The sequence below is a fragment of the Primorskyibacter aestuariivivens genome, assembly GCF_028023675.1.
Classification (GTDB): domain Bacteria; phylum Pseudomonadota; class Alphaproteobacteria; order Rhodobacterales; family Rhodobacteraceae; genus Marinovum; species Marinovum aestuariivivens.
In genome coordinates, this window is sequence record NZ_JAQIOZ010000028.1 from 23,126 (window position 1) to 48,268 (window position 25,143).

A 25,143-nucleotide genomic window follows, 5' to 3' on the forward strand; every position below is an offset into this window, starting at 1 on the left:
CTCATTCAAGCGGCTTAAGCCCCGCCTCGATCTGGGTACGGAGATCTTCCAAGAAAGGTGGCAGGACGAGCTTTTCGCCCAGAGCTTCCATCGGCTCGTCCACTGCAAATCCTGGCCCGTCGGTCGCGATCTCGAACAGGTTGCCGCCCGGCTCGCGGAAATAGAGGCTACGAAAATAGTACCGCTCAACCTCGCCCGAATTTGGAATGCGGAGCTCTGTCAGGTGGTTTGCCCAATCCCTGATCGTGTCCGTATCCGGCGTGCGGAAGGCAACGTGATGAACCCCGCCTGCACCCTGACGCGCAACCGGTAAATCGGGCTGAACGGCAACATGTAGTTCCGCCGCAGCCCTGCCATTGCCCATCTCGAACACATGCACCCGGCCTTGGCCGTCGGGGCTGGCATAATCCCGCACCTCGCGCATGTTAAGCACCGTTTCCAGAAGCGTCCTGGTCGGTCCAAGGTCGGGCACCGAGATCGTAATCGGCCCCAGCCCGCGGATCTGATGTTCGGCAGGGACCGGACTGCGCCCCCATGGATGCACGGCATCCGTATCATCGGCCGTCAGTCGAAACCGCTGTCCTTCCGGATCTTCGAAATCAAGCGTGGCACGGGTATCCAGTGAGGTGACTTTGCCGTGAGTCAATCCAGCCGTTTTCAACCGGGCGGCCCAGTAATCAAAGCTGTCTGCGCTGATCCGCAGACCGGTACGGCTAATCGAATGGGTGCCCCGACGTTCCCGCGCCGCCCGCCAATCGAAAAAGGTGAGGTCGGTGCCCGGCGTCGCCTGCCCATCTGCATAAAACAGGTGATAGGCAGATGTGTCGTCCTGATTGACGGTCTTCTTGGCCAACCGCAGTCCGAGCGTGTCGGTGTAAAACCGTTTGTTTGCCGGTGCATTTGCGGTGATTGCCGTAAGATGGTGAATACCTGTCAGGTCCATGATGGCCTCCTTTCCTTGCACCAGATATTCGCCGTTCGGTCGCTTATTGCCAGCAATACTGTGGCGAATGCCGTGTTCTGTTCTTGCGAACGACTTGGCGCCTGTTACCCTCTCCTCATGCGTTACACTCTGGATGAGATCAAAACCTTTCTTGCAGTGATGGAGCTTGGCACCCTCACGGCTGCTGCTATACGCCTCAATCTGTCGAAATCCGTGATCAGCAAGCGCATCTCCGATCTTGAACTCAATCTCGGGGCAGCTCTCTTTCGGCGCAACGCAGGCCGGATCACACCGACCGAGACCGCTCTACGACTGGATGATCGTCTGCGCCCCGCGTTGGCAGAACTGACAGCCGCCGCCGAAAGCGTTGCCTGGGGTGGTGCAGATGGTGACAACCTGCGTGGCACGCTATCAATTACCGCGCCGATGAGTTTTGGAACACTCTATCTGTCCCCGATCATTGCCCGCTTTGCGTTACAGCACCCAGAATTGGACCTGCGTATCGACTACAACGACGGCGCACGTGATTTGCTGCGCGATGGATTTGACGTAGCTATCCGCATCGGCCATCTGCGGGACACCGCCCTGATGCAACGCAAACTCTGCGAAGATGAAACCATACCATGTGCCAGCCCAGGCTATCTTGATCAGCACGGGCGGCCAACCGAACTGACAGACCTGAGCAATCATCAGGTCATCGGCTATAATCATATGTCAAACGCGCAACTCTGGGAACTTGGGAAAAGTGCTCTCCCCGCGTTGCACAGCCGTCTCACCCTGAACAACGGTGAGGCAATGCGGGACATGGTCATTGAGGGGTTGGGATTGGCGATCCTGCCCGGCTTTCTTGCCGCTCCTGCCATCGCGCAGGGACACATCGAACGCATTCTGCCCAATATCAAAACGCGCCAACTCCCTATCGTGGCGCTCTGGCCGCCAGTCACACCGATGCCACCAAAGCTCCGCCATTTCGTCGATCATCTTGTGACCGAACTGAAAGATGGGCGACCCTGGCAACTCAACTGAGACAGCCATCGGCGTTGGAGGTGACGATGGTAGAGCGGTGAGGAGTGACTGGCGAGCGCCAGGAGGGCCTTCGCAGGCAGCGCAGCATCTTCGCCCAAATCAGAGTCGCAAGCCGTCGCTCCCGGCCCACTCTTGCCGTTCACAAGTGCAGCCTTTGCCGCAGTGCAGCTTCACAAGACCAGCCGTTCGTGCATCGCGCAGTATTTTTTGGCTAAAACGTCGGTCAGCGGACTTAGTGTGAATTCGCTGCGGTTGCGCCAAGGTCCGCTGTTCGAATTATGCGCTAAAGTACCCGATTAAGAAATTCGATTTGCGTGCTTACGGCTTTCAAGAAGTTCGGACTATCCTCCCACAAAAGACCAAAGTGTCCGCCGTCGATAATGACTTTCTCTTTCGGTCCCCCAATCCTATCGAACACCGCGTCTTGTAGCTCTGAGTTGCAATGGACCATTTCATCGTTCTTCCCGTTCATCATCAGGACTGGCATTTTGAGGTGAGGAGCCGTCACCAACGGGGAAAAAGGAACTGGCGTCTTGGGGATAACCCGCGTCGCCTTGTTTTCCCAACCGCTGCCATGCCGACCGCCATACTCCAGAAACCATCGAAACGCTTGTGGCGGCGCAAGCAAGGAAGGGGCGTTAATCTGGTCGAGCGAGACAACAGGCATAGGACCAACTACATCCTCTGGTTCACCGCGCAAATCTGCGCTGTAAAACAGGTCGCGAAGGGTATCAAAGGCCGGGCCATCTGTCGGACCCTCAGGCCATGTTGCGCCGCAAACGGGTATTTGAGCCACGATCGCCGAAACATTTTCAATGAGAGCGCCTGCAACCAGTACAAGACCACCAGTATAGCTATCCCCCCAAAGAGCAACACGGTCCGTCTGCAGGTGCTCCCTCGCAAACGCCACGGCATCACGATATCCGCGCGCCTGCACCCAAGGGTTTATCTCTTGTCTTGGTTCACCACCGCTTAGACCGAAATTCCTGTGATCATATAGGAGAACATCAAACCCAGCCTTAAAGATAGCTTCAGCGTAACAATCGATTGCCATCGTAATCGTGGCGCTGGTGCCGTGTGTCATGACAATTGTGGGTCTTGCGCTCCCTGCTGAGCGGTACTGCCTGCCTTGTAAAGTCGCGCCCTCCGACGTAAATTCGATATCCCTGTACATGTGCCGTTCCCATCTGTGATTGATGGAAGCAATCAACCACCCAGATAAAAATTCCGCATGAGGCGAATGTCCCTGTAGCGCGTCATTGATGCGCAAATCCTTGGGGCCAACGTCCTATCCGTCAGAAAGAAGCTTGACGATCAATTCTGATCTGCTGCGCACACCGACTTTATCGAGTGCCACAGTGATCTGATTACGCACCGTTTTTTCGGATTTCCCTAGAACATTGGCAATTTCGTGGTTCCCCATTCCTTTGGCCACCAGTGCAACAACATCTTCTTCGGCATTGGTCAGATGGTAAGTGGCGCGGACAGAACGAAGTGTCTTTGTCTCAGGCAAGAACGCACGGAGCGTTTTGAGGAACACCTCCCAGGCAGGTTCATTTTCGAGCAAGATATGGTTTGAGGTGTCCAGCGCAACAAACTGCGCGCCAGCAATGACGGCGGCCAGCTTGCGGCCTTCATCAAAGGGAATGCGCGCATCGTCGTTTGCATGAAAAATGAGGGTAGGCACATCGAGCTTCGCTGCATCTGCCAAGACATCAATCTTATGCAGGACCTCCAATGTGCGGAGCGCGATTTCTGGCGATGCACTCTCCCGTTCAAGACGTCGCCACCAACTATGCTGTTCCGGCGTACCAGATGGAACAAAGAGGTGGGTAAACACCTGATTGAAGGCCGGGACCTCTTTGCCCCATCCAAGTTGGACCAAGTTTGCGAGGGTATCCGCCTCAAGTCGTGCATTTGGAGTGTCGCTACGAGCCAGCATGCCCTGAGCATATGATCCAACCAGAATGAGCCGTTCCACCTTTTCGGGATGCCGCAAGGCGAATGCTATCGACAGTGCACACCCCTGTGACAGGCCCAGAAGCGTAACTGGTCCGTCTATGGCGTCTGCCACCGCTTCCAGATCGAACAACCAAGCATCAAAACTAATGTCTTCGACGTCACGATCCGATAGCCCGCAACCGCGTAAATCATATCTGATGAACTGGTGGTCCCGGGAAAGCTCTTGCAGCCAGTGCCGCCAGATAGGGCTTTCTTCATCATGGGTCGCATGGCTTAGCCAATTGCCAGCCTTAAGAATGGTCGGGCCCTTACCCATTCTTGCCACTGCAATTCGGACCCCGTCGTGTGCTGTGACAAACGAGAGCTTCTGATGTGCAGGTTTGTATGCATTGCTCATATTCTGAGACTATCAGAAGCAATTCCCTCAGTCAGTACAACTGCTCGGGCAACGCGACATGAGGAGATCAGAACAGTTCGAAACGCAGAACCAGAAGCGTGGGTTTTTCTTGATCATGATTTCGAGGAACAGGACCCCTGCTGAATCTCCTATGAGAGAGGCTCACCCATAGCTTACAACAGCGGCCACGCAGTTGGCTTTGGCAGTGGTGAATGCAATCACGTGGCAAAAGCGATAACTTTCGCCGGTTGCCAAAATCACCTCGCCGCTGACAGCGCTGGTCTTGCCGTGTGAGATTGCGTGTTCGACAATGATTTTGTCCGGATTTCTTTTCGCGTTAATCGCCGCAATTAGGGCGTCACGCCCCCTGATGTGCTCTTCTGAGGAACGCGTCCAAACAGCTTTGGCGTCAAATTGTTCGGGCTTATCCGCGCCGACTTCCAGAGCAATCGCGACGTCCTGGGCAAATTTGTTCCTGGGCGAGTTGCCGCAATCGGGACTACCAATGATCTCTGCCATCTCTTCATCCAGCATCAGGTTCGCGCTATCATTCTTCAGCGGTCGCGATCCGGTTTGCAATCAAGGGTGCCAGCCAATCCGGGCGTGACATGATCGACATATGCGTCGTATCGGGCAGTACGGCCAACTGCGCTCTGATCTTCCCGGCCATCTGCGCGGCATGGTCAACAGGCGTGAAATCATTGTCCCCCAGCAACAACAGCGTAGGCACATCGATCGCCGCTAGTTCTTCATCACTCCAGCCCCAATCACCGACGATCAGTGTGTGAAGCTGTTGCATCGTACGCTCGAATTGCTCGGGGCCGTCCGGATTGTCGGCATATGCGGCCTGCATCCCGGCAAAGTCCTCTTGCGTCGGCATCAGTTCCAGCGCCTCAGGTGATGGGGCCGCGCCGGGGTTGCGGTTCATCTCTACGATGGCAGGGTGCATGCCTTCATGGTTCTGGCTAACCGAAATCGCAGAGAGGGTTTCAAGCCGCTCCGGCGCTGTCACGCCCAACTCCATCGCCAGCATGCCACCCATGGAAAAGCCCACCACATGCACACGATCCACCTCTAGTGCATCAAGTACCGCCAGCGTGTCGTCGCGCATGACTTCCAAAGAGACCTGTGCATCGCGGCCCCCAGTGTGCCCGTGGCCCTGCTGTTCGATCCCGATTACGGGGCGTTGTTCGGCCAGAACGGGCAGTAAATCGCCAAAGTCGCTGCTGATTGTCCCCATACCGCCATGCAGGACGAGAAATGGTGTCACGTCCGATGCAAGGTCACCGTAAACCTCATAGTAGACACCAAGATCGCCGGACATGACCCGACCCGAAGCGTGCTCCGCGGTAGCGGGCAGCGCCATTGCAGAGAAAAGTGCAACGGCGGGCAAAAGGGTATTGAGGGATTTGGTGCTGGTTTGGGTATTCATAACAGGTCTTTCAAAGAGTTTTACGTTTCAGCGGCGCGCATTGCGTCTGCCGCGGCGAAATGCGCCATTTGGTCGGCAAGAGCCTTTTCAAAGGCGGGGCGGGCACAGATCCGGGCCACATAGGCATCTGTTGCTGGATAGCTGCCAAGCCCGCGAACCCAAGGCAGGCGCAGAACATCCGCCATGATCAGATCGGCGGCGGTGAAACGCTCATCGACCAGCCAGGCGCGCGCGGCAAACACACCCTCCAGCACGTCAAGACGCGAGCGGAGCCAGCCGTCAAGCTGGTTCTCTGGCGGGTTCGATAGGCCGACAAACCACCACGGCAGGCTGACCATCTCGACCGAGTTCAACGCAGAAATGACCCACGAGAGCGTTTCTGCTTTTGTCACTGCGTCCTGTGGCATCAAGACCTCGCTCTTCTCAGCAAGATGCAACAGGCATGCGCCGCTTTCGAAAAGGCGCAGGTCGCCATCCGTCAGAAACGGCACTTGCCCGAAAGGTTGCTGTTTCAGGTGGTCGGCGCTGCGGTCGTCGAAGGGGACGGAGCGAACCTGATAGTCCAACCCCGCCTCTTCACAAGCCCACCGCAGTCGCAAGTCCCGCACATAACCGCGAGGGCCATCGGGCACCCAATCAAAGGTCCAGATTGTAAGTTCTGATCGAGTACCGTCATTCATAGTTTAAGCCTTTTCCTCAACGATCGGGGTAAACCCGCCCCACATCATCCGCTTGCCATCAAAAGGCATATCCATGTCCTGCCAGCGCGGATCGCTCTCCATACTTGCGCCGCATTTGTCGTGGGATTCCTTGTCGGGCCAGATGATCCAGGAAAAACAGACGGTTTCACCATCCTTCAGCGCCACGGCGCTTTTGAAATCGGTGTGTTCGCCTTCGGGGATATAATCGCCCCAGGCCTCCACCATCTGCAAGGCTCCATAGTCCTTGAACAATGGCCAAGCCTTGCGGACGCTTGCGATATAGGCCTCTTTGTTTTCATTCGGGACGGGGGTCAGGATCCCGGCAACATAGGTCATCAATTGTCTCCTCTTAGCGTCTTGGCATGCGCCAATCATTGATCACGACAGGGCGGCCTATCGTCTTTGACTATGGCCCCTCGGCAGCGCCATTTACGAACTTGGATATTGCATGTGCTGTGACATGGGATTTCTCGCGATTCGTATGGCCGATATGGACAAGCTAATGGGTATCGGTTATTAAAGGCAACCATGAAGTTACAAAAAGATACCACATCGGCGGAATCCCCCCATGGGCGCTGGTACGCAGATGCCTGCGGCACGGCATTTGGGTTGGAGCTGCTGGGCGAGCGCTGGTCCATGTTAATCGTGCGCGAGCTGATGTTCGGGCCGCGCCGTTTCAGTGATATTCGCACCAGCCTTCCCGGCTTAAGCGCCAAAGTATTGACCGAACGGCTCGCCGGGCTTGAGGCGAATGGCGTGATCGTGCGTTCAACTGCGCCGGACCCCGCGCCCGCGCAGCTTTATGGTCTGACGGACTGGGGCTATGCGGCTGAACCGATCATAAGCGAGCTCGGACGTTGGGCCGCCGCCTCGCCATTGCATGACCCGACGTTGCCCCTGTCGCCGGTGTCTTTTATGCTATCGCTGAGAACGATGCTCAAAACCGACGCCGCGCAAGGGATGAAGGTTGTTGTTCAGTTTACCATCGGCAAGGCGCGCTTTACGGCCCGCCTTGAAGACGGTGCCATGCCTGTGACACGCGGGGAAACTAACGCCTCCGACCTGCACTTCACGGCTCCCGCCGCCCCGCCATTAGCTGCGGTGTTTTATGGTAACATGGCCCCCGAAACGGTTGGCGTTGAGATCACTGGAGTTGCGGGCCTGTGTCACAGGTTCGTCGACCTGTTCGAACTCCCCACGCAATGCACGACATAGCGCCGCCTTCAGGCCCCCTGCCGGCTTTGTCAGGTTGTTGACCCGACCCAGCTGCATGCATAGCCCTCTGTCATGATCAGCAAAGTTTCACAGCCTCGCCTGAAGGGCTTCCGCTTCCCCCGTTCCGTCATCTCTTACGCCGTCTGGGCGTATCACCGCTTTGCACTGAGCCTGCGCGATGTCGAAGATCTGCTGGCCGAGCGAGGTGTGATCGTCTCCTACGAAAGCATCCGTGTTTGGTGCCAACGGTTCGGTGCGCAGGTCGCCGCGAGTATCCGTCGCGACCGCCCGGCCCCGACCGACAAATGGCACCTCGACGAGGTCGTGATCTCAATCCGAGGTCAGAAGCACTGGCTTTGGCGGGCGGACGATACGAATGGCGACGTGCTGGAGATCCTGGTCCAAAGTCGTAGGAATGCCCATGCTGCCAAGCGATTTCTTCGAAAACTGGTCCGGCGATGGGGCGTACCGCGGGTCATTGTGACCGACAAGCTCCGCAGCTATAGCGTCGCCGTCCGGGGGCTTTGCCTAAGCGTCGAGCACCGCTCGCACAAGGGGTTGAACAACCGGTCAGAAGCTTCGCATCGACACATAAGGCGACGAGAAAAGATCATGGGTCGCTTCAAATCTTCGCGCCAAGTGCAGAGATTTCTTTCCGTTCACGATCAGACCGCAACCTTGTTCCGTCCGAAGCGCCATTGCCTCTCCGCAGTATCCTATCGCCAATCTCGGGCTGATGCGTTCAGCCTGTGGAACGATTATGCGGCTGAAATGACCGCATAATGATGGTGCCGGTCTTGGTCACGTCGCGGTAAAACAACCTGACAAAGCTCGCGCGAGTTCAGAAAGGCCAAAACCGAAATCGCTTAGGTGTCCCGTGAAACAAGGGCCGGATCACTCTGCTTCTCCGAGGCCAATTTCATGAAGCTTTTCGACCACTTCAGTATGACATATTAGTTACGTATTACTTGCATATTGACCGTCGATCAAAAGTCGTTTATGAGTCTCCGATGCAGCTCTCCGGCGCCGACAAACGTCCGTCTCCGTCGACGATACCTAAGAAGAATGACGGTTTGGAAGGGAAGAGCCTGCAAGAAACCGAATAGGGAGGAAATCTTATGTCACCGTGGAAGAAAGGCATCGCGACCGTTGCGCTGGCCGCCAGCATGACCGGCGCTCTGTTGAGCAGCGCGGCGCTCGCCGCCGAACACGAATGGAAAATGGCCACCACCGTCACCGGCGGTCCGATGATGGAACTGGGCGCCGAAGCCTTCGCTGAGCGCGTGTCGCAAATGACCGAAGGCCGTGTCGAGATCGAGGTGTTTCCCGCCGGTACGCTGGGCAAGGCGCTCGACGTCACCACCACTGTGAAACGGGGCGTGGCCGAGGTCGGCCACACATGGATGGGGTACGACTGGGGTAGGGACAAGACCACCGTGCTCTTCGGCGGTTTCGCCGGCTCGATGGACAGCGAGCGCATGCTGCACTGGCTCTATCAGGGCGGCGGCCAGGAACTCTGGACCGAATTCCGCCGGGATCGCTTCGGCATCGTCTCCATGCCGCTCTTTATGCGCCCCGCCGAGGTTTTCCTGCATTCCAAGAAACCCGTCTCGACGCTCGAGGACCTGCAAGGTCTCAAGATTCGCACCGCCGGGGCGTGGCTGGAGATTTCCAACGAGCTGGGCGCCTCGCCCGTCACCATGGCCGGTAGCGAGGTCTACACCTCACTCGAACGCGGCACCATCGACGCGGCCGAATGGGGCTCGCTCTATGAAAACGTTTCGCCCGGCTTTTACCAGATCGCCAAATACGTGGTTATCCCTGGCGTGCACCAGCCCGTCGGGCCGGGTGAGCTGATCATTAACGACGCCGCCTTCGAGGCCCTGTCGGACCATGACAAGGAAATGGTTAAGCTCGCCGCCATGCTGGTGACGTTCGAAAGCTGGATGCGCCTCGGAAACGAGGACGCCAAGGCGTTGGAATTCTACCGCGAGAACGGCAACGAGATCATCGTCCTGGAGGACGAGGTAAAGGACGCCGCCAAGCGCCTCGGCATGGAATGGGCCGACCGCCAGGCCGAGGGCAACGAATGGTTCGAGCGCGTGCTCGCCTCCCAGCGTGAGTTCGAGTCCGCATGGTCGGAGGCCGACAGCTATCGCAAGATGGCCCTGCCGCCGCAGGACAGCTCGTCCAACTGAACGCCCAACCGGACAGGCGCAGCCCCGACCCGCTGAGGGGCCGGGGCTGCTTCGCCGTTCATAGGAAACTCTGACATGATTACATCCATTCGCCGCTTCATCGGAGCGATCAGTGGTGTCCTGGGCTATTTCTCGGCCCTGATCCTCGTCCCTCTGATCCTCGCCTCGGTCTACGAGGTCATCTCTCGCTACGTCTTCAACCAGCCGACCATCTGGGCCTACGAAATCGGCTACATGGCAATGGGCGCCTCCTTCCTGCTGGGCTCCGCCTACGCCCTGCGCGACGGCCAGCATGTGCGCATCGACGTCCTCGCCTGCCGCTTCTCGCCGCGTCTCAAGGCCATTCTGGATCTCGCGGGATACCTGCTTCTGTTCCTGCCGATCGGCATCTGGCTGACCTTCGCGCTCTATCACTACATGATCGAGGCCTATGAATGGGGCGAACGCTCCGGTGAAAGCGCGTGGAACCCTGTCGTCTGGCCCTATCACCTCGTATTCTTCACGGCCTTCGTGGCGATGGTGCTCCAGGCCATCGCCGAAGCGCTCGGCTGCCTCCAGGTCCTGTTTGCCCCCGACGCGAAGGAGGTCTGAGCCATGGAATATCTCGCACTCTGGATGTTCCCGGTCTTGCTGCTGATCCTGCTGACCGGCTTTCCGATCGCCTTCTCGCTGATGGGCGTCGCCACGATCTTCGGCTACATCACCTTCGGCGACACCGTCATCTACCAGTTCATCGACAAGATCGACGAGGTCGCGGGCAACTTCGTGCTCGCCGCCGTGCCGCTCTTCGTCTTCATGGGCACCATGCTGGAAAAATCCGGCATCGCGGAACGCCTCTTCGACGCGGTCCATATCTGGACCCGCCGCCTGCCTGGCGGGCTGGGGGTCGGTACGATCTTCATGTGCGTCATCTTCGCCGCTTCCACAGGCGTGATCGGCGCGACAGAAACCGTGGTGGGGCTTCTGGCTATCCCGGTCATGATGAAACACAACTACAACAAGGGACTCATCTCGGGCACGATCTGCGCCGGCGGCTCGCTGGGCACCATAATCCCGCCCTCGGTTGTGGTCATCATCATGGGGCCGATCGCGGACGTATCGGTCGGCGATCTCTTCATCGGCATGATCATCCCCGGCCTGACCATGGCAACGCTTTACGTCATCTACATCATAGGCCGCTGCTACCTGCGCCCGCAGGACGGCTCGCTCGTCTCGGATGACGAGTATCTGCCAACGCTGGGCGAGCGGCTCTGGATCACGGTGACGGCCTTCCTGCCGGCGGCGCTGATGATCTTCGCGGTGCTGGGTTCGATCATGATGGGTCTCGCCTCTCCGACAGAGGCGGCGGCGATGGGCGCCTTCGGGGCCGTGATCCTGGCGGCGGTCTACCGCACGCTTACCTGGACGACACTGCGCCTTGCCTTGCTGAACACGGTCAAGGTCACGTCGATGATCCTCATGATCCTGCTGGCAGGCTCGATGTTTTCGGGCGTCTTCGTCGGTGCGGGCGGCACCCGTGTCACGACCGAACTGATCGCCGCCTCCGATCTCAGCCCCTGGGCCACGCTGGCGGTGTTCTTGATCATCGTCTTCATCGCTGGCTTCGCACTGGAATGGATCTCGATCCTTCTGATCTTCCTGCCGGTCTTCATTCCGATCGTCACGCAACTCGGCTTCGACCCGGTTTGGTTCTGCATCCTCTTCCTGATCGTGATACAAACCAGCTACCTATCGCCGCCGATGGCCCCGGCCATCTTCTACCTGCGCGGCATCGCACCGCCGGAGATCACCATGCCCGACATGTTCAAGGGGGTCGTGCCCTTCATCATCCTTCAGCTCTTCACGCTGGCGCTGGTGATGGCCTTCCCGCAGATGGTTCTCTGGCTGCCGGAGAAAGTCCTTGGCTTCTAGACAAAAGCTCCTTGTCGTCGGCGGCGGGTATGTCGGCTGCGACGTGGCCCGCCGGCTCGACCAGGTGATGGACGTCACCCTGGTCGAGCCGAAACCGGCCTTCCTCCACGCTCCCGCCATGATCCGCGCATTGGTCGAACCCGACCTGCTGACGGCCGCGACGATCCCCTATGACGGCCTGCTGCGCGAAGGCCGGTTTGTTCGGGGCCGTGTCGCCGCCCTTCATTCCAAAGGCGTAACCCTTGAGGATGGCACGGAGATAGCGAGCGACTTCACCCTTGTCGCCACTGGCTCCTCCTATAACCTGCCCTTCAAATCCTCAGCGGAAGACATTGAAGTTTTCCTCGACGCGCACAGAACACTCTCGGACCGCATCGCGCAGGCCCGACATATCGCCATTGTCGGTGCGGGTCCGGTCGGCACCGAACTCGCGGGCGAAATCGCGACGGCCCGGCCCGACGTGCAGATCACCCTGATCGCCGCCGGCCCGAATCCGATGCCTGACCTGCCGGAGCGGCTGGGCCGCGCACTCATGAACCGGCTGCACAGGCTGGGGGTCAAAGTCATCACGCATCGCACCGCGCCCGGCATTGCTGCCGGCATGGATGCACAGGACGGCCCTCTGGGTCTTTCGGACGGGCAAGACGTCGCGGCAGACCTCGTGCTCCCCGCGCTCGGCGCGATTCCCTGCACCGATCTTCTCTCCGCGCTGCCCTCAGTGCGCCTCGACGGCGCGGGGCGCGTGGTGACAGACGCATGGCTGCGACCCGCACCGGGCGCTCTGCCGGGGCTGCTCGCGGGCGGCGACATGGCCGCCACCGGCGACGCAATGACCATCGTCGGCACGCTCCGCCAAACCCCTTACCTGACGAAAACCCTCCGCGCGGCCGCCAAGGGCAAGCCGATCGACACCCAGACGCCCTATCGGCCCTGGCGCGAAGCCCCTATGCTCGTGCCTGTCGGCCCACGCCTCGGCGCCACCCACCTGCCCCTGCCGGGCCTATTGGCTTTGGCCGGCACCATGCGCGGCCCCGGCGACACGCTGACACGCCTTACAAAAGGCCGCGACCTCTTTGTGGGAAAATACCGCCGGCTGCTCGGCGCGCAGCGCTTCAAAGGGTCGCGCGGGTGAACTCGTAGATATAGTCCATCAGCTTATCCGATGCCTCGCCCGCTGCCGCCCGGTCACCCTCGGCGATCTTGCGCGCAACATCGGCGTGAAGGTTTGCACAGCATTCCAGGTCGAGCGCCACGCGGTAATTCTGGAACCAGAACCGTCGCGACAGGCCCTGCATACGACGCATCGACCGTTCAATGAACTCGTTGCGGCAAGCGGCCAGGACAGCCCGGTTGAACTCAAGGTCAAGTTGCATGAACGCGTCGTAATCTATTGCGTCCGCCGAGGCGGCCAGCTTGGCGGCCAGTTCCGTGAAATGCTCTCGCTCTGCCTCGGTGGCTCGCTGCGCTGCCTTGCAGGCACATAACCGTTCCACTTCGCGCCGCAGTTCCAGCAGCAGCAATTGCTTGGCTATGTTGATCTCGGACACCATGACCCCGCGTCGTGGCATCACCACAACCAGACCCTCGGCCGCCAGCCGCTGCAACGCCTCGCGCACAGGGGTGCGGCCTATGCCCAGTTCCTCGACAAGTTGCGATTCAGACAGCACCTGCCCCGGCTCCAGATCCAGCACCACAATCCGCATCTCGATCATCTCGTAGGCCCGGTCGGTCAGCGTCACATTGTCGATCCTTCGGGCGCGCGCAGAAGCATTATCTAACACGTTCTCTGAGTCATTGTTCATAATTTGCCTGTCTGTGACCTTAACTGCGACCGTCCGAGGTGGATACTTTGTTGCCATATCAAAATCTACGGTGCTTCGGCCCATGCTGCAAGACTTGGGCGCGTTGTCGGCGGGTCACGACGCCACGGCGGCGCAGCATCCCGAGGCGAAGGCGGCCAGCGTCTCGGCGAGGGCTCCGGGCTGCTCTGCCATCGGCACATGCCCGCACCCCTGCCATAACTCCAGCCTCGAAGTGGCCAGACCAGCCGCAAGCGCGTTGCCATGATCCGGCGGGCACTCGGGGTCGGCGGTGCCGTGCAAAACCAGCACCGGCACGTCGATGCTGTCCAGAGCCGGGCGATAATCGACCTGCGCAGCGCTCAACCACGCCCCGGCCACCGCGATATCCGCCGCCGTGTCCGTCAGCTTCAATCGGCGCGCCCGGACCCGCGCCTCCTCGACGAGCGTATCGGGCGTGTTCCCGCGGAACCAGACCGCCGGTTCAAGCCCCTCGGCCTGCAAGCAGGCGCTGGTGCTGAGCAGCGCAAGCCCTGCCATCCGGTCCGACCCGCGCCTCTGCAAATGTTCCAGCGCGACGAGCCCGCCCATGCTCCAGCCAACGAGCACAACGTTGCCCGCGATACCGTCCATCACTTCGGCCAAGTCGTCTGCGAAGTCCGTCATGCGATAGTGCTCGGCATTGTTTACCACGAAAGACCCGCCCCGGCCCCGCAGGTTCGGCGCAATCACGTGCCAGTCCTGTGCAAGCACCGGGATCACGGCATCCCACACTGCCTGCGTGCCCTGTATCCCGTGCACCAGTACCAGTGTGGGCCGGTCGGCGACAACGCGTCCCGCGACAGCCGCCTCGATCGGACCCTGCGGCGTCTCGACCCACACCTTTCGAATGCCGCTCATGGTCCGAATTCGATCACGCTGCGGATGCTCTGGCCCCGGCGCAGCTTCTCGAAACCGGCATTGATCTCGTCAAGGGTGATCCGGTCGGTGATCAGCCCGTCGAGGTCCAGTTTACCTTCCAGGTATTTCCGGCATAGCATCGGGAAATCCCTCCGGGGCCGCGTGTCACCATAGCTCGACCGGCGGATACGCTTCTCCTGCATAAGCGAGCCCCAGCGGAAACCGACATCCTTCTCGACATCCACCTTGCCCAGCCAGATCACCTCGCCGCCCGGGCGCACCGCTTCGACGCTCAGGCGAAAGGCCGGCTCGTTTCCGGCGCTTTCCAACACGACGTCCGCGCCCCGGCCGTCTGTCAGGGACCGGACGAGTTCTTCCACGCTATCCGTCTTCGGGTTGATCCGGTGCGTCGCCCCCATCCCGCAGGCCGCATCCAGCCTCGCCTCGTTCAAGTCGACGGCAATGACGTTCTGCGCCCCGCCAATCACCGCGCCCTGCACAGCCGCAAGGCCCACCGCGCCACAGCCTATCACCATCGCGGTGCTTCCAGGGCGGATATCCGCCACATTCAGCGCAGCACCGACGCCGGTCATCACCCCGCACCCGATCAACGCGGCCCGGTCGAATGGCATTTCCTTGGGTATCGGAATCGCCTGCTGGTCCTCGACCACGCAATATTCCCCAAAAGTCCCGAGATACATCAGCTGGTGCAGGTCCTGTCCACCAGCCAGCCGCGCCCTCGGTTGCCCGTCAAAGGCGAACCCCGCAGGGCCGTTGGCCAGGAAGGTCTCGCAAAGGATCGGCAGGCTCTGGTCGCAGTAGAAACAGTCACCGCACTTGGGGTTCCACGACAGGACAACATGATCTCCCACCGCGACGCCCTTCGCTTCAGTGCCGCAGGCCGTGACCACACCGGCTGCCTCGTGGCCCAGCACGGCGGGCATTCCCAGCCGCAGCGAGCCGTCGATCACTTCCAAGTCCGTATGACAAAGCCCCGCGGCGCGGATCTTGACCATCACATCGCGCGTCCTAAGCGCGCCGGGTTCGACATCCTCGATCGTCATCGCCTCGCCCGGAGAGCGCAGCACGGCGGCCCGGAAGGTCTTCGGTATCCCGGGGTCATCCGCCGCGTGCACCGTCTTCGAGTCGTCCAGTGGGGCCATCATGCCTGCTCCGGCTGAACCTGGGCCACGGCAGCGCGTACATCCGCCTCGGTCATTTCCCAGTCGTTGCCGAAATTCGCGGTGACCTCGCGCATGAACGGCTCGGCCAGGCGCTTGGCAAGGCCCGCATCGCCGGTCACGTCATAGATCAGCGCAAAGGCTAGCTGCGTCGCCGCCACCCCCTCGAAGCTCCATTCGAAGCCCGCGTTGGTGAACTTGCAGATATCGGCATAGTCCGGCAGATCCTTTTCATCGACGGTCACGATAACGCCGTCGATCGTCCTGTCTCCAAGATACGTCTTCATGATGTCCTCCGCGCATCGGCCTTGGACCGCATCACTTCGGGGAAGATCCACAGCGACCCGACGCTGAACGGTCCAAGAAAGGCAATGGCCCATTGCGGTCCGGTCTGTCCCAGGTGTCCCATGTAAAACCATCCCCCGATGGCCGCGAGCGCCACCAGCGTGGACAGCGCGATTTTGATAATGACGGGCATCTCAGCCTCCTCCTTCTGATAGTGTTTGCCGGGTCAATCGGACCCGCGATCTTGGCTCAGGCCATACCTGCCAGCGCCCATACCGAGACGCCGAGGCCGGCCATGACCACCGTCAGGCCCACGGTCCCGTCGCGCCAACGGCTCGGCCACACGTTGAACAGGCCCGGCATGAACAGCAGGGCGAACCCAGTGATGATGACCACGCTGGTCCAACGCAGCTCGGCCAGGCCGAAGCCAAAGCTCATGTACAGCACCGCGCCCAGAAGGACGCAGTTCGCCACCACCAGGGCAAATCCCAACGGCCGCTTCAGTTCGGGCCGCGTCGACAGCGGGAAGACGCCGGTCAACACGATGGCGGCCAGGCTGGCCACACAGGCGAACAGCGCAAAGATGAAGGCAGCGGTAATATTCGGCTCGATATTGGCCATGAGGTGGCTCCGTCTTTTCCGGGATGTCTTGATAGTGCCCGGCCCTGTCATGCGGGGCCGGGCAGAAGTCACTTACTCGGCGGGAGTCGCGTTCGTCGTCTCGTCCGTGCCGCGGACCGGTGTGCGGGACACCTTGCGCATATCCTTGCGGACGTGCTTGGTGTCATAGCCGTTGAACAGGTGTCCGATCAGGCCGCGATTCAAGTCCGACGTTCCGAACAGCCAGTCCATGATCGGGAACGTGAGATTCATGTTGCGCTCCATCATCAGCGACTGGTCGTGATGCGCTGTGTGGTGACGGCGACTGGTGTTGATGAAGGGCATGTTGCGCACGAACCAGTTATCCTCGACGTGGCAACAGAAATGCATGAACTCGTAGATCATGTAGATCGAGGTTGTGGTGGCGATGAACAGCCAGCCCACATTGGGCGTAAACAGCCAACCCATCACGATCGCACCTGGGATCGACATCAGAGTGAAAGCCGCCAGCGCATAAGGCGGGAAAAACGTCACGCGGTAATCTTTCTGACCCGCGAAGCGCATCTCCACCTCGGTGAAAAACTGGTGATGCTGCAGTGTGTGCCGGTTGTAGACTGCGCGGGCGACAGGGTTCTTCGAAGGCCGGTGCAATACGTAGCGGTGCAGCCACCACTCGAAGAAGTTGCAGAACAGGAAGACCAGCGGCACCGTCAGCCATTCCAGCGGCGTCACCTGGCTGAGGTTTGCGGTATAGATATAAAGCGCGGTCAGCCCGATCGTGTAGATGATCACGATATGCAGGAAACCATTGTACCAGCCCGCCACTCGCTGCCGGTAGTTGGCCCGGTACTGGCGCTGGCGTTCGGTCATGTTGGTGTCTTGAAGTTCCATGGTCAGCCTCCGATATACCATTTCTCGATGTCTGATATATTAGAAATATGTTTATGTCAAGGACAGTAATCGGACCGTGATGGTGTGGATACCCCCACTCAACGGCATCGCATTGTGCCAGAATGGTGACGTATCACCAAGCAACGAGGAGGGTGTCCATGGACGATGTTACACTGATAGGGGTCGATTTGGCCAAGAGGGTTTTTCATTTGCACGGCGCTGCTGCAGATGGATCGGTTGTGTTTCGCAAACTTCTGCTCGGGTCGAAGGTGGCTGAGCTGTGGGCATAATTATGCCGCGAATACCGCAAATTGCTGAAATGCGGTAAGGCCATCGGCGCCGAACTGACCCTTACGTATCATGTGCGCGGTTTCGGTCCCGGCGATGGTGGCGGCGGCGGAATGAAACGCCTTGAAGCCCATCATCGGGCCGGTGATCCGCTTTATGAAACGGTGGTCCTGCTCAAGGATGTTGTTGAGGTATTTGACCTGCCGGATTTCGACGGCGCGACCGCTGCCGGAAAATTTCAGGATCACGTTCACGGCCTGCAGACCGGCGAGATTGGCGCCGCTTTTGTCGTTAGACCACCCGATCGGGCACGCCGTTCGCGCCGATTGCTTGCTTGAAGAACCGCCGGGCAGCGGCCAGGTTGCGGCGCTCGGAGAGCATGAAATCAAGGGTTTGGCCATCCCGGTCCACGGCCCGGTAGAGGTAGGTCCACCGGCCACCGAAGTCCACTTTCACTTTCCCCGGCCCCTTTGGGCACACAACAAAACCGAAAGGCCCAGCATATCAGCCGAAGCCATTGATTTCATGCAGCAATTCTACATCGGCACCGAAGATCGGCAACGCATATCGGCAAAACCTTGCGCGCCAATACGAAATGCGTATATTTTTCAATTACTTTGCAAACATAGAAGATCGGCAAAAATGCTGGAAACACCCGCCAGAATCGAACCCTGCTTCTTCGAGGAGCATATTCCTACAGAATTGGCAGACCTTTCGGTCGACATCCAGAGGGAAGCCGCCGGGCTGGGACAAGGGCTGCATCCTGACAGCGCAGCCGAGCTTGCCGATCTCGTCCGCGTGATGAACTGCTACTACTCCAACCTGATCGAAGGACACAACACACGCCCCCGCGACATCGAAAGGGCGCTGGCTGGCGCCGAGCTTGGGGAAGAAACCCGCCCTCTCGCCCTTGAGGCCCGGGCGCACGTCATCGTTCAACGGGCCATCGATGAGATGCATCGCATAGGCACCCTGCCCCGCCCCACATCCGTCGAATTCCTCACTTGGGTCCATAAGAGCTTCTACGACGAGATGCCTGACGAGTTTCGGGTCATCGAACATCCCGACGGCACACAAGAGCCCATCGTTCCGGGACGCATGCGCCAGGACGACGATCGAGAAGTTGCGGTCGGGCGCCACCTACCTCCATCATCGTCGCGCGTCGCGGCGTTCATGGATCACTTTGACAAACGGTTTCAAATCGCGGCGCGGTCTTCGAGCGGACGGATCATCGCGATCGCGTCTGCACATCACCGGCTGAACTACATCCACCCCTTCCCGGATGGCAACGGTCGTGTCAGCAGATTGATGTCTCATGCCATGGCCCTCACAGCAGGGATCGGTGGCCAGGGGCTCTGGTCCGTTTCGCGTGGGCTGGCTCGCGGGCTAACCGATCGGGGTGAGTACAAACGGATGATGGATCTGGCTGACAGCCCACGCCGTGGAGACCGCGACGGGCGTGGCAACCTTTCCGAGGCAGCATTAAAGACGTTCAGCGAATGGTTCCTAAAAGTGACGCTCGACCAGATCACGTTCTCTGCGAAGCTGTTCGATCTCGGCGGATTAGACCAGCGGTACCGACGTCTTGTTGCAGATACCATCGACGACAAGCGAGCGCCGGAACTAATCTCGGCGGTTCTTCGGCTTGGCGCACTGGAACGAGGCGACGCACAGATTGTGCTCAAGACGTCCGAGCGTACGGCTCGCAACACGCTGAGCAAACTGTCCGCCGCCGGATACCTGACTTCCGTCTCGCCGAAGACACCCGTTCGTTTGGCGTTTCCGTTGGATTATCGAGAGCGGCTCTTTCCAAACCTCTTTGGAGATGGTGACCTGACTGTGTAATTTTCGTTAGTCCGCGCTCTGCGCAGGAAAGCGCGCCCAGGGAGAAAGTGGACGGATCCCCTAAGCAATGAGTTCACAGCTGTGAACCTGTCTTCTGCGCGACAAAACAAGACGCAGTTCACAGCTGTGAACTTTTCATGCAGCGTCCTTTCTCATAAGGGCCATGATCATGGGACCACAGGAGAATTCACCGAGCGCAGCCTTTGCAGACAGTGACCGCAAATACCCACCAGGTGACCGGATGTCGCCGAAGCGTTCCAACATTGCCAAGATGACCACCGATGCCTCTTCCGGGCCCATGTACTGTTTGGCCTCATCCCACGCTGAAGGAGAGACGCCCATCATAGGTCTTATTACATCGGCAACCCTTACTAGATCATGCCAGTGGCGCACAGGTCGTTCAGCGTAAGTTCGGTATTCAGAGCAAGCGGTCAAAACGAGACCGAGGGGTATTCTAGGTAGATTGTTATCGACCGAGACAGGCTCATCAGTACTACCCTCTGCAACCAGTGCTGTCGCCGGATCGGAGGCGCTGCCCTCGCCCTTCGCTTTTTCTAAGCGTGGTTCAAAAACATAAGAGTCTTTATTTGAATTCTGATGGTGCTGCTCATTTGTGACTTCATTGGTGCTCATGTCTTGTGATTCCACTGGTTCCAACACATCCCTAATGGTGTTGAGGGCTTCAGACAGCGCAGATTCCATCTGCTGCAACTCTGCAAAGTCAAGCTTGCGGCGAAGGTCACGCGCCATCAGGACGCATAGGTCGGATGCCTGGTCCCAGATGGCGCGGTCAGGGCGCAGAGAGCGGCCGTAGTCGACGAGACCCGCTAGATCACGGCGCATGAGGCTTACAGTGGTTCTAAGCCGCTTGTAGCGCTCCTCCGCAGCTCGGACAGCCTCTGCGGCTTCGCACACTTCGACGAAGCGTTGGGCGAGGGGGGCCAGATCGAAGCCGAAAGCGATCTTTTCGTCGCCATATCGGCGCGTGTAACGCTTGCCATTGGGACTGTCGCGACGCACGACGAAACCGGTTTGCACCAGGTTCGCCAGATGCCGCCGCATGGTCGAGCAGGGCATGCCGTTCAGGCGCTCACAAATAGCCTTGTTGGACGGATGCACGACAGTTTCACTATGGTTCCCGCCAACGATCGTGGCCTGATGGAAACTGACCAATGCCTGAAGCACGCTCAAATCACGGTCGGACAAGCCGAAGGCCATACGGGCAGCGGCGAGTTCGCGAAGTGCTTCCCATTTGTTGACTCCGGAAGGCGGGAGGTTCTGTTGCGCCGCTGCCTGATAGTGCAGAATGGCAGCATTTATGGGTCGCCTGAAAGGCGTTACGGGGGTGTAGTCCATTTTACATTCACGAAGACAAAGAAATCACGGTCCGCGAATCACTTAAGACTTGCGAAAAACGGCGTCCGAGACTAACTTGAAAGTGCTAAGAACAAGTCTGGGTCTCGTAGGGCGGTCGCTTTGCGGGACCTTTTCTTTGGCTTTTTCGTGCCTCCTGTTTTTGGTTTCTGCTCTTCCTCAGTCTTCTGAACGCTGCTTCCAGCGTTCATGAAGTTCTTCAATCAAATCATCAGCTTCAGACTCTACCCAGTCGGCAAACTTACTATTCTGCAACTCGATCGAGATCCCTTTGGCGGTGCGTTTGAGCGTGCCGCCACGTTTGCCCCCAATCCTGAGCGGCTGACTGGATGCAGCAGAAGGGGAGGGGGCCTTGGCCGGTTTGACCATCCTTGTGACAACCTTCGACACGGCCTCGAACGCCTGCACAGAGGGGTCGTCGGTCGCAGGTACGGCATCAATCACCATGGCCACATCGGCCTTGCCATGGGTTTCCTCAGCAAGGCGGATCAGGCTGCCCCGATCCAGGTCGTTGTCCGCGATGGCACGGCCCATGGCCTCCCACCGGGGTCGGCCGATACCGTGTGCAGCACCGATGGCGCGGATGAGGTCTGTACCGACCATGTCGGCGATGGCGATGGCCATGGACACCGAAGATTTGGTCACGGTCAGAACTTCTGCAACCTGTGATTGATTTCCAAAGCCCGACGATACGAGTTCTTGCGCAAATATCGCCTTTTCAATGAAGGACAAATCGCGGCGCGCCATGTTTTCGGAAATCTGCGCACGCAGGGCACTGTCATCATCCAGATTGGCAACCAGTGCGCGCACCTTGGCGACCTTGTCTGACTGGCGGATCGCCTCGAGCCGCCGGCGACCATAGACGAGCAGATAGCGGTCCGCCTCTGACGGGTGCCGGCGCACAAGAATTGGTACGGTCTGACCATTCGCCTCGATTGCGGCGCGCAGATCATGTACATCGGCTGGATCAAGCCGGTCGGCCATTCGGTCGTCGACGATACTGGCCGGGTCGAGTTCCCAGACATGATGTGAATCGACCGCATCACGGGCCGAGCGCAGGGCGCGGTTGGACGTCATCATAGGGGTCGCGGCACCAGCCTGAGGGGTAGGGGCCGGGCCACCGGCTGCCGCGAGATTGTCGAGCATCGACATCCGTTTTTTCTTGCCACTCGTCATGACCGCCCCCACGTTTTCTGAATAAGATCAGCGACTTCATCGTTCAGCGCGTTCAGGCTTTCAAGGGCGCGATCGTAGGTCGTGCGGGTAAAGGCGCTCCGCTCGACTTCGTATAGGGTTTGCTTTGTCAGACCTGCATCGGAGATCGCCGTGGATTTGAGCATTGGCGAGTTGAGCACCGCATCGCCATACATGGTGCGCAGAAAGGCGACGATCCGGTTTTGTGGTGCATCCTGAGGTTCATAGCGTGTCAGCGCATAGCGCATCCAGTCGTGGGACATGTCCGCACCGCTTTCGGCGATCACGTCCATTAGATCAGCCGTCATGCGCAGAAATTGCGACATCGACATCACGTCGAGCATTTCCGGATGAATTGTGACCAGTACGCCGGTGGCGGCCGAAAGTGCGGACATGGTGAGAAAGCCCAGTTGCGGCGGGCAGTCGATGACCACAACATCGTAATCGCCGTCAACCTGCGCCAACGCCTCTTTCACGCGGAAAAAGAACAGGCCTGCGTTGCCTTGTGAAAGAGCACGCGGCGTTTCGTGTTCGAACTCCATCAGTTCCAGATTGCCCGGGATCAGGTCGAGGTTCGGGATATAGGTCTTGCGGATGACAGCGCGGATCGGCTCTGGGTCGTCATAGCGGATCGCGTCATAGAGCGTGCCGCCATCTGTCAGATCGAATTCGGGCTGTACGCCATGTAACGCCGTGAATGAGGCCTGCGGATCAAGATCAATGCCCAGGACGCGATAACCGCGCAAGGCCAGCCGTTGTGCAAGGTGTGCCGAAGTCGTCGTTTTGCCCGAACCTCCCTTGAAGTTCATCACACCGATGACTTGCAGGTGATCGCCATCACGCCGTCCGGGGATATAGTCTCCAGGCTTGCGCGCGGTCTTTTCCAGCAGGATACGCAGGGCCTGAATGTCCTGCGCGGAATACAGGCGACGATTGCCGGCCGTCAGTTCAGGCGAAGGGCCCTTGCCATCAAGGTTGATTTTGCGCAGGTATGAGTCGTTCACACCAAGAAGCGCTGCCGCCTCGCCGGAGGTGAATTTGCGCATTTCCTTTGTGGCGTCAGGGGGAAACAGGCTCTCGCGTTGCGAATGCAACTGGTTGGCCAGCCACTCGGAATGCTGGCGGATGACCGCGTTCAGGTCCTGATGCACGAAAGTCTTGTTCATCTGCCCTCTCGATCCGCGCTACGCATCTTCGGCGTGTTCACGGTTATTGACGTTTTTTGCCTCGTTTCCGTGACTATTGCCGTAAGAGTCGGATTCGCGCAAGTTTTTTCCACATCTTGTGTGAGCTCACCGTCGAAACACAAGCCCGTTCGCCGTCGTCGTCGCATGCTGATCTTGGCAATTGCGGCAAGATGATATACATACAGGCTCGTATATCCACTTGGAGGAACGACACCATGCAAGTTGCAAAATGGGGGAATTCGCTCGCGGTCCGGCTGCCTGCCGATCTTGTGCGCGAACTCGGCCTCAAAGAGGGTGACCAAATCGATCTGATAAAGGACGACGGTACCTTGCTCGTCCAGCGCCAACCTCGCGCCGATGAAGTCCTGCAAGGGCTAAGGCGGTTTCGCGGAAAGCTATCCAAGGACGCACGCCTGAGCCGCGACGCTGCGCATGAGCGCTGAATTCGCGGATACAAATGTCGTCCTTTACCTTCTTGACGACGGCCCAAAGGCGGATCGGGCGGAAGACATCCTGGGGCAAGGGCCGCGGATCAGTGTGCAGGTCCTGAACGAAGCGATGGTCAATTGCCGGAGGAAAGCCGGTCTCAGTTGGGAGGAGACCGGCGCTTTTCTCGCAGGGGTCCAATCCTTGTGTGAAGTCGAAGACCTGTCTGTGCAAACCCATTTGGTGGGCCGAGCTTTGGCAGAAAAATACCAGCTTTCGGTCTATGACGCGATGATTGTGTCGGCCGCCCTTATTGCTGGATGCACGACTTTGTGGAGCGAAGATATGCACGACGGATTGCTGGTTGAAGATCAGTTACGCGTCGTGAATCCATTCACCTGACCAGAAAACGGGCTGCAACCTTGCAATTGTTCCATGAGTTGGAAGATTTGCAAGGTTGTGTTTATTGCTCGCACTTCAGCAAGCCCAACTTCTCCGCGCGTTCCAGCAGCATCCTCACGGACGACGGCTGCCAGCTGGCGCGTCCGCGCGGGGTGCGTTCGCGCATGGATTCCAGTCGGTCACAGATCGCCTGGAGCGTGATGTCAGGGTCCGCGCCCTTGATGCCAGCGACAATCGCGGGCAGGCGGTCGTCGGTTTCGCGTCGTCCAGCGCGACCAAGCACTTCATTGGGCAGAAACCCGTCGCGCACATAGGCTTTCACTGCGCGCAGAAGGCGGCTTTGCGTCCAGTGGCGGTCGTAGGGCAGGGGGCCATTGATGATCCGAAGCACATCTTCCCAGGCCATATCGGGTCGAAGTCGTCGGACATGTGGCACCCAGTCCTGAGCCGTCTCGTTCAGCCGCTCCATGTAGCCGTCTTGCCGCGCGCGCCGCACTTTGCGTAGCGCCGCTGGATCGCGGGCGCGTAGGCCCGGGTTCCCGCCGACCCGGCCCTTAGTACGGGCACTTGCCAGCCCCGCCTTGGTACGTTCGCGGATCAGCGCCCGCTCGAACTCGGCCGCGGCGCCTAGAACCTGCAATGTGAACTTGCCCTGTGGGGAAGCGGTGTCGATGGGGTCCTGCAGGGAGCGGAAGAAAGCTCCCTTGGCCTCCAGACGTTCGATCACCTCCAGCAAGTGCGACAGAGACCGCGCAAGCCGGTCGATCCGCACAACGACCAGCGTATCGCCGCTCTGGACGCGTTCGAGCACGCGTGCCAGCACCGGTCGCGCGCGATTGCCGCCCGAGGCGTGCTCTTCAAAGATCTCGACGCAACCCGCAGTTTGCAGGGCCTCAGACTGGGGCAGGGGGGTCTGATCCTCTGTGGAAACACGGGCGTAGCCTATCAGGGGCATAAAATCGGGCCGTTTGCAATTTTATGTATTA

The 25,143-nt window shown here is 59.2% G+C and carries 29 protein-coding genes and 1 pseudogene; 11 read left to right on the forward strand and 19 right to left on the reverse strand.

Annotated elements, in window-relative coordinates; genetic code table 11:
• Position 1: 1 nt before the first annotated feature.
• Entirely contained in the window at positions 2-943 is a 942-nt protein-coding gene (locus PGB28_RS20560; RefSeq protein ID WP_271423394.1) for a ring-cleaving dioxygenase, read from the reverse strand.
• 117 nt (positions 944-1,060) lie between these two features.
• Here PGB28_RS20560 and PGB28_RS20565 point away from each other — a divergent pair, with 117 nt between their 5' ends.
• Positions 1,061-1,969, forward strand: coding sequence for a LysR family transcriptional regulator (locus PGB28_RS20565; RefSeq protein WP_271423395.1), 909 nt, complete (start codon positions 1,061-1,063; stop codon positions 1,967-1,969).
• Positions 1,970-2,252: 283 nt separating this feature from the next.
• Here the strand turns inward: PGB28_RS20565 and PGB28_RS20570 are convergent, their stop codons facing one another.
• The 6 genes from PGB28_RS20570 to PGB28_RS20595 form a co-directional block, all read right to left on the reverse strand.
• Positions 2,253-3,143 (reverse strand): alpha/beta hydrolase, encoded by an 891-nt coding sequence (locus tag PGB28_RS20570; protein ID WP_080457304.1) that lies wholly within the window; start codon positions 3,141-3,143, stop codon positions 2,253-2,255.
• Between the two features lie 114 nt (positions 3,144-3,257).
• Positions 3,258-4,328 carry an alpha/beta fold hydrolase gene (locus PGB28_RS20575; protein WP_271423396.1) on the reverse strand — a complete coding sequence of 357 codons (1,071 nt, stop codon included), beginning with the start codon at positions 4,326-4,328 and terminating at the stop codon, positions 3,258-3,260.
• 162 nt (positions 4,329-4,490) lie between these two features.
• On the reverse strand, positions 4,491-4,862 hold the full coding sequence (locus PGB28_RS20580; protein WP_271423397.1) for a hypothetical protein: 372 nt from the start codon (positions 4,860-4,862) through the stop codon (positions 4,491-4,493).
• Positions 4,863-4,875: 13 nt separating this feature from the next.
• On the reverse strand, positions 4,876-5,760 hold the full coding sequence (locus PGB28_RS20585; protein ID WP_271423398.1) for an alpha/beta fold hydrolase: 885 nt from the start codon (positions 5,758-5,760) through the stop codon (positions 4,876-4,878).
• Between the two features lie 20 nt (positions 5,761-5,780).
• Positions 5,781-6,440, reverse strand: coding sequence for a glutathione S-transferase family protein (locus PGB28_RS20590; protein ID WP_271423399.1), 660 nt, complete (start codon positions 6,438-6,440; stop codon positions 5,781-5,783).
• A 3-nt stretch (positions 6,441-6,443) separates the two neighbouring features.
• Positions 6,444-6,797: a DUF1428 domain-containing protein gene (locus PGB28_RS20595; protein ID WP_080457300.1), complete on the reverse strand. Its 354-nt coding sequence runs from the start codon at positions 6,795-6,797 to the stop codon at positions 6,444-6,446.
• A gap of 192 nt (positions 6,798-6,989) precedes the next feature.
• On the opposite strand from PGB28_RS20595, the gene PGB28_RS20600 reads away from it, so the two are divergent.
• The 6 genes from PGB28_RS20600 (at position 6,990) to PGB28_RS20625 (ending at position 12,917) form a co-directional block, all read left to right on the forward strand.
• Complete coding sequence (locus tag PGB28_RS20600) at positions 6,990-7,676, forward strand: winged helix-turn-helix transcriptional regulator (protein WP_271423400.1); 687 nt, start codon at positions 6,990-6,992, stop codon at positions 7,674-7,676.
• 72 nt (positions 7,677-7,748) lie between these two features.
• Complete coding sequence (locus PGB28_RS20605) at positions 7,749-8,459, forward strand: IS6 family transposase (protein ID WP_271423401.1); 711 nt, start codon at positions 7,749-7,751, stop codon at positions 8,457-8,459.
• 335 nt (positions 8,460-8,794) lie between these two features.
• A complete protein-coding gene (dctP, locus tag PGB28_RS20610; RefSeq protein ID WP_271423402.1) occupies positions 8,795-9,874 on the forward strand; it encodes a TRAP transporter substrate-binding protein DctP in 1,080 nt (359 codons plus the stop codon).
• Between the two features lie 75 nt (positions 9,875-9,949).
• Positions 9,950-10,465 carry a TRAP transporter small permease subunit gene (locus PGB28_RS20615; protein WP_080457297.1) on the forward strand — a complete coding sequence of 172 codons (516 nt, stop codon included), beginning with the start codon at positions 9,950-9,952 and terminating at the stop codon, positions 10,463-10,465.
• A 3-nt stretch (positions 10,466-10,468) separates the two neighbouring features.
• Positions 10,469-11,785: a TRAP transporter large permease gene (locus PGB28_RS20620; RefSeq protein ID WP_080457296.1), complete on the forward strand. Its 1,317-nt coding sequence runs from the start codon at positions 10,469-10,471 to the stop codon at positions 11,783-11,785.
• The gene (locus PGB28_RS20625; RefSeq protein ID WP_271423403.1) at positions 11,775-12,917 is read left to right on the forward strand and encodes an NAD(P)/FAD-dependent oxidoreductase; all 1,143 of its coding nucleotides are present in this window, start codon (positions 11,775-11,777) and stop codon (positions 12,915-12,917) included. Before PGB28_RS20620 ends, PGB28_RS20625 begins: the two co-directional genes overlap by 11 nt.
• Here PGB28_RS20625 and PGB28_RS20630 read toward each other — a convergent pair.
• From PGB28_RS20630 to PGB28_RS20660, 7 genes are all read right to left on the reverse strand, one after another.
• Positions 12,898-13,566 (reverse strand): GntR family transcriptional regulator, encoded by a 669-nt coding sequence (locus tag PGB28_RS20630; RefSeq protein ID WP_271423404.1) that lies wholly within the window; start codon positions 13,564-13,566, stop codon positions 12,898-12,900. The two genes, PGB28_RS20625 and PGB28_RS20630, sit on opposite strands and share 20 nt — an antisense overlap.
• Before the next feature lie 135 nt (positions 13,567-13,701).
• Positions 13,702-14,484: an alpha/beta fold hydrolase gene (locus tag PGB28_RS20635; protein ID WP_271423405.1), complete on the reverse strand. Its 783-nt coding sequence runs from the start codon at positions 14,482-14,484 to the stop codon at positions 13,702-13,704.
• Complete coding sequence (locus PGB28_RS20640) at positions 14,481-15,650, reverse strand: Zn-dependent alcohol dehydrogenase (RefSeq protein WP_271423406.1); 1,170 nt, start codon at positions 15,648-15,650, stop codon at positions 14,481-14,483. Before PGB28_RS20640 ends, PGB28_RS20635 begins: the two co-directional genes overlap by 4 nt.
• Positions 15,647-15,952, reverse strand: coding sequence for a DUF6166 domain-containing protein (locus PGB28_RS20645; protein WP_271423407.1), 306 nt, complete (start codon positions 15,950-15,952; stop codon positions 15,647-15,649). The genes PGB28_RS20640 and PGB28_RS20645 overlap by 4 nt, the downstream gene beginning before the upstream one ends.
• Positions 15,949-16,143: a hypothetical protein gene (locus PGB28_RS20650; protein WP_080457291.1), complete on the reverse strand. Its 195-nt coding sequence runs from the start codon at positions 16,141-16,143 to the stop codon at positions 15,949-15,951. The genes PGB28_RS20645 and PGB28_RS20650 overlap by 4 nt, the downstream gene beginning before the upstream one ends.
• 56 nt (positions 16,144-16,199) lie before the next feature.
• On the reverse strand, positions 16,200-16,571 hold the full coding sequence (locus tag PGB28_RS20655; protein WP_080457290.1) for a hypothetical protein: 372 nt from the start codon (positions 16,569-16,571) through the stop codon (positions 16,200-16,202).
• Positions 16,572-16,643: 72 nt separating this feature from the next.
• Positions 16,644-17,441, reverse strand: a complete 798-nt coding sequence (locus PGB28_RS20660) for a sterol desaturase family protein (protein WP_271423408.1) — start codon at positions 17,439-17,441, stop codon at positions 16,644-16,646.
• A 158-nt stretch (positions 17,442-17,599) separates the two neighbouring features.
• On the opposite strand from PGB28_RS20660, the gene PGB28_RS20665 reads away from it, so the two are divergent.
• Complete coding sequence (locus PGB28_RS20665) at positions 17,600-17,731, forward strand: hypothetical protein (RefSeq protein ID WP_271423414.1); 132 nt, start codon at positions 17,600-17,602, stop codon at positions 17,729-17,731.
• Here the strand turns inward: PGB28_RS20665 and PGB28_RS20670 are convergent.
• Positions 17,732-18,167: pseudogene (locus PGB28_RS20670) on the reverse strand (IS6 family transposase); the annotation flags it as partial.
• Between the two features lie 204 nt (positions 18,168-18,371).
• Between PGB28_RS20670 and PGB28_RS20675 the strand changes: the two are divergent.
• Positions 18,372-19,574 (forward strand): Fic family protein, encoded by a 1,203-nt coding sequence (locus PGB28_RS20675; protein ID WP_271423409.1) that lies wholly within the window; start codon positions 18,372-18,374, stop codon positions 19,572-19,574.
• A 135-nt stretch (positions 19,575-19,709) separates the two neighbouring features.
• On the opposite strand, the gene repC is transcribed toward PGB28_RS20675, so the two are convergent.
• The 3 genes from repC to repA form a co-directional block, all read right to left on the reverse strand.
• Positions 19,710-20,930 (reverse strand): plasmid replication protein RepC, encoded by a 1,221-nt coding sequence (gene repC / locus PGB28_RS20680; RefSeq protein ID WP_271423410.1) that lies wholly within the window; start codon positions 20,928-20,930, stop codon positions 19,710-19,712.
• Positions 20,931-21,107: 177 nt separating this feature from the next.
• Entirely contained in the window at positions 21,108-22,124 is a 1,017-nt protein-coding gene (gene repB, locus PGB28_RS20685; RefSeq protein ID WP_271423411.1) for a plasmid partitioning protein RepB, read from the reverse strand.
• Positions 22,121-23,308 carry a plasmid partitioning protein RepA gene (gene repA, locus PGB28_RS20690; RefSeq protein WP_055296343.1) on the reverse strand — a complete coding sequence of 396 codons (1,188 nt, stop codon included), beginning with the start codon at positions 23,306-23,308 and terminating at the stop codon, positions 22,121-22,123. The genes repB and repA overlap by 4 nt, the downstream gene beginning before the upstream one ends.
• A gap of 236 nt (positions 23,309-23,544) precedes the next feature.
• Here repA and PGB28_RS20695 point away from each other — a divergent pair, with 236 nt between their 5' ends.
• Entirely contained in the window at positions 23,545-23,772 is a 228-nt protein-coding gene (locus PGB28_RS20695; protein WP_055296342.1) for an AbrB/MazE/SpoVT family DNA-binding domain-containing protein, read from the forward strand.
• The gene (locus PGB28_RS20700) at positions 23,762-24,157 is read left to right on the forward strand and encodes a PIN domain-containing protein (RefSeq protein ID WP_110281057.1); all 396 of its coding nucleotides are present in this window, start codon (positions 23,762-23,764) and stop codon (positions 24,155-24,157) included. The genes PGB28_RS20695 and PGB28_RS20700 overlap by 11 nt, the downstream gene beginning before the upstream one ends.
• A gap of 61 nt (positions 24,158-24,218) precedes the next feature.
• On the opposite strand, the gene PGB28_RS20705 is transcribed toward PGB28_RS20700, so the two are convergent.
• Positions 24,219-25,112, reverse strand: a complete 894-nt coding sequence (locus PGB28_RS20705; RefSeq protein WP_243614108.1) for a recombinase family protein — start codon at positions 25,110-25,112, stop codon at positions 24,219-24,221.
• Positions 25,113-25,143 lie beyond the last annotated feature (31 nt).

Bases quoted from the DNA above. Each gene is read 5' to 3' on its own strand.
- PGB28_RS20560 (WP_271423394.1), bottom strand. From the start codon at position 943: ATGGACCTGACAGGTATTCACCATCTTACGGCAATCACCGCAAATGCA.
- PGB28_RS20565 (WP_271423395.1), top strand. From the start codon at position 1,061: ATGCGTTACACTCTGGATGAGATCAAAACCTTTCTTGCAGTGATGGAG.
- PGB28_RS20570 (WP_080457304.1), bottom strand. From the start codon at position 3,143: ATGTACAGGGATATCGAATTTACGTCGGAGGGCGCGACTTTACAAGGC.
- PGB28_RS20575 (WP_271423396.1), bottom strand. From the start codon at position 4,328: ATGAGCAATGCATACAAACCTGCACATCAGAAGCTCTCGTTTGTCACA.
- PGB28_RS20580 (WP_271423397.1), bottom strand. From the start codon at position 4,862: ATGCTGGATGAAGAGATGGCAGAGATCATTGGTAGTCCCGATTGCGGC.
- PGB28_RS20585 (WP_271423398.1), bottom strand. From the start codon at position 5,760: ATGAATACCCAAACCAGCACCAAATCCCTCAATACCCTTTTGCCCGCC.
- PGB28_RS20590 (WP_271423399.1), bottom strand. From the start codon at position 6,440: ATGAATGACGGTACTCGATCAGAACTTACAATCTGGACCTTTGATTGG.
- PGB28_RS20595 (WP_080457300.1), bottom strand. From the start codon at position 6,797: ATGACCTATGTTGCCGGGATCCTGACCCCCGTCCCGAATGAAAACAAA.
- PGB28_RS20600 (WP_271423400.1), top strand. From the start codon at position 6,990: ATGAAGTTACAAAAAGATACCACATCGGCGGAATCCCCCCATGGGCGC.
- PGB28_RS20605 (WP_271423401.1), top strand. From the start codon at position 7,749: ATGATCAGCAAAGTTTCACAGCCTCGCCTGAAGGGCTTCCGCTTCCCC.
- dctP (WP_271423402.1), top strand. From the start codon at position 8,795: ATGTCACCGTGGAAGAAAGGCATCGCGACCGTTGCGCTGGCCGCCAGC.
- PGB28_RS20615 (WP_080457297.1), top strand. From the start codon at position 9,950: ATGATTACATCCATTCGCCGCTTCATCGGAGCGATCAGTGGTGTCCTG.
- PGB28_RS20620 (WP_080457296.1), top strand. From the start codon at position 10,469: ATGGAATATCTCGCACTCTGGATGTTCCCGGTCTTGCTGCTGATCCTG.
- PGB28_RS20635 (WP_271423405.1), bottom strand. From the start codon at position 14,484: ATGAGCGGCATTCGAAAGGTGTGGGTCGAGACGCCGCAGGGTCCGATC.
- PGB28_RS20640 (WP_271423406.1), bottom strand. From the start codon at position 15,650: ATGATGGCCCCACTGGACGACTCGAAGACGGTGCACGCGGCGGATGAC.
- PGB28_RS20645 (WP_271423407.1), bottom strand. From the start codon at position 15,952: ATGAAGACGTATCTTGGAGACAGGACGATCGACGGCGTTATCGTGACC.
- PGB28_RS20650 (WP_080457291.1), bottom strand. From the start codon at position 16,143: ATGCCCGTCATTATCAAAATCGCGCTGTCCACGCTGGTGGCGCTCGCG.
- PGB28_RS20655 (WP_080457290.1), bottom strand. From the start codon at position 16,571: ATGGCCAATATCGAGCCGAATATTACCGCTGCCTTCATCTTTGCGCTG.
- PGB28_RS20660 (WP_271423408.1), bottom strand. From the start codon at position 17,441: ATGGAACTTCAAGACACCAACATGACCGAACGCCAGCGCCAGTACCGG.
- PGB28_RS20665 (WP_271423414.1), top strand. From the start codon at position 17,600: ATGGACGATGTTACACTGATAGGGGTCGATTTGGCCAAGAGGGTTTTT.
- PGB28_RS20675 (WP_271423409.1), top strand. From the start codon at position 18,372: ATGCTGGAAACACCCGCCAGAATCGAACCCTGCTTCTTCGAGGAGCAT.
- repC (WP_271423410.1), bottom strand. From the start codon at position 20,930: ATGGACTACACCCCCGTAACGCCTTTCAGGCGACCCATAAATGCTGCC.
- repB (WP_271423411.1), bottom strand. From the start codon at position 22,124: ATGACGAGTGGCAAGAAAAAACGGATGTCGATGCTCGACAATCTCGCG.
- repA (WP_055296343.1), bottom strand. From the start codon at position 23,308: ATGAACAAGACTTTCGTGCATCAGGACCTGAACGCGGTCATCCGCCAG.
- PGB28_RS20695 (WP_055296342.1), top strand. From the start codon at position 23,545: ATGCAAGTTGCAAAATGGGGGAATTCGCTCGCGGTCCGGCTGCCTGCC.
- PGB28_RS20700 (WP_110281057.1), top strand. From the start codon at position 23,762: ATGAGCGCTGAATTCGCGGATACAAATGTCGTCCTTTACCTTCTTGAC.
- PGB28_RS20705 (WP_243614108.1), bottom strand. From the start codon at position 25,112: ATGCCCCTGATAGGCTACGCCCGTGTTTCCACAGAGGATCAGACCCCC.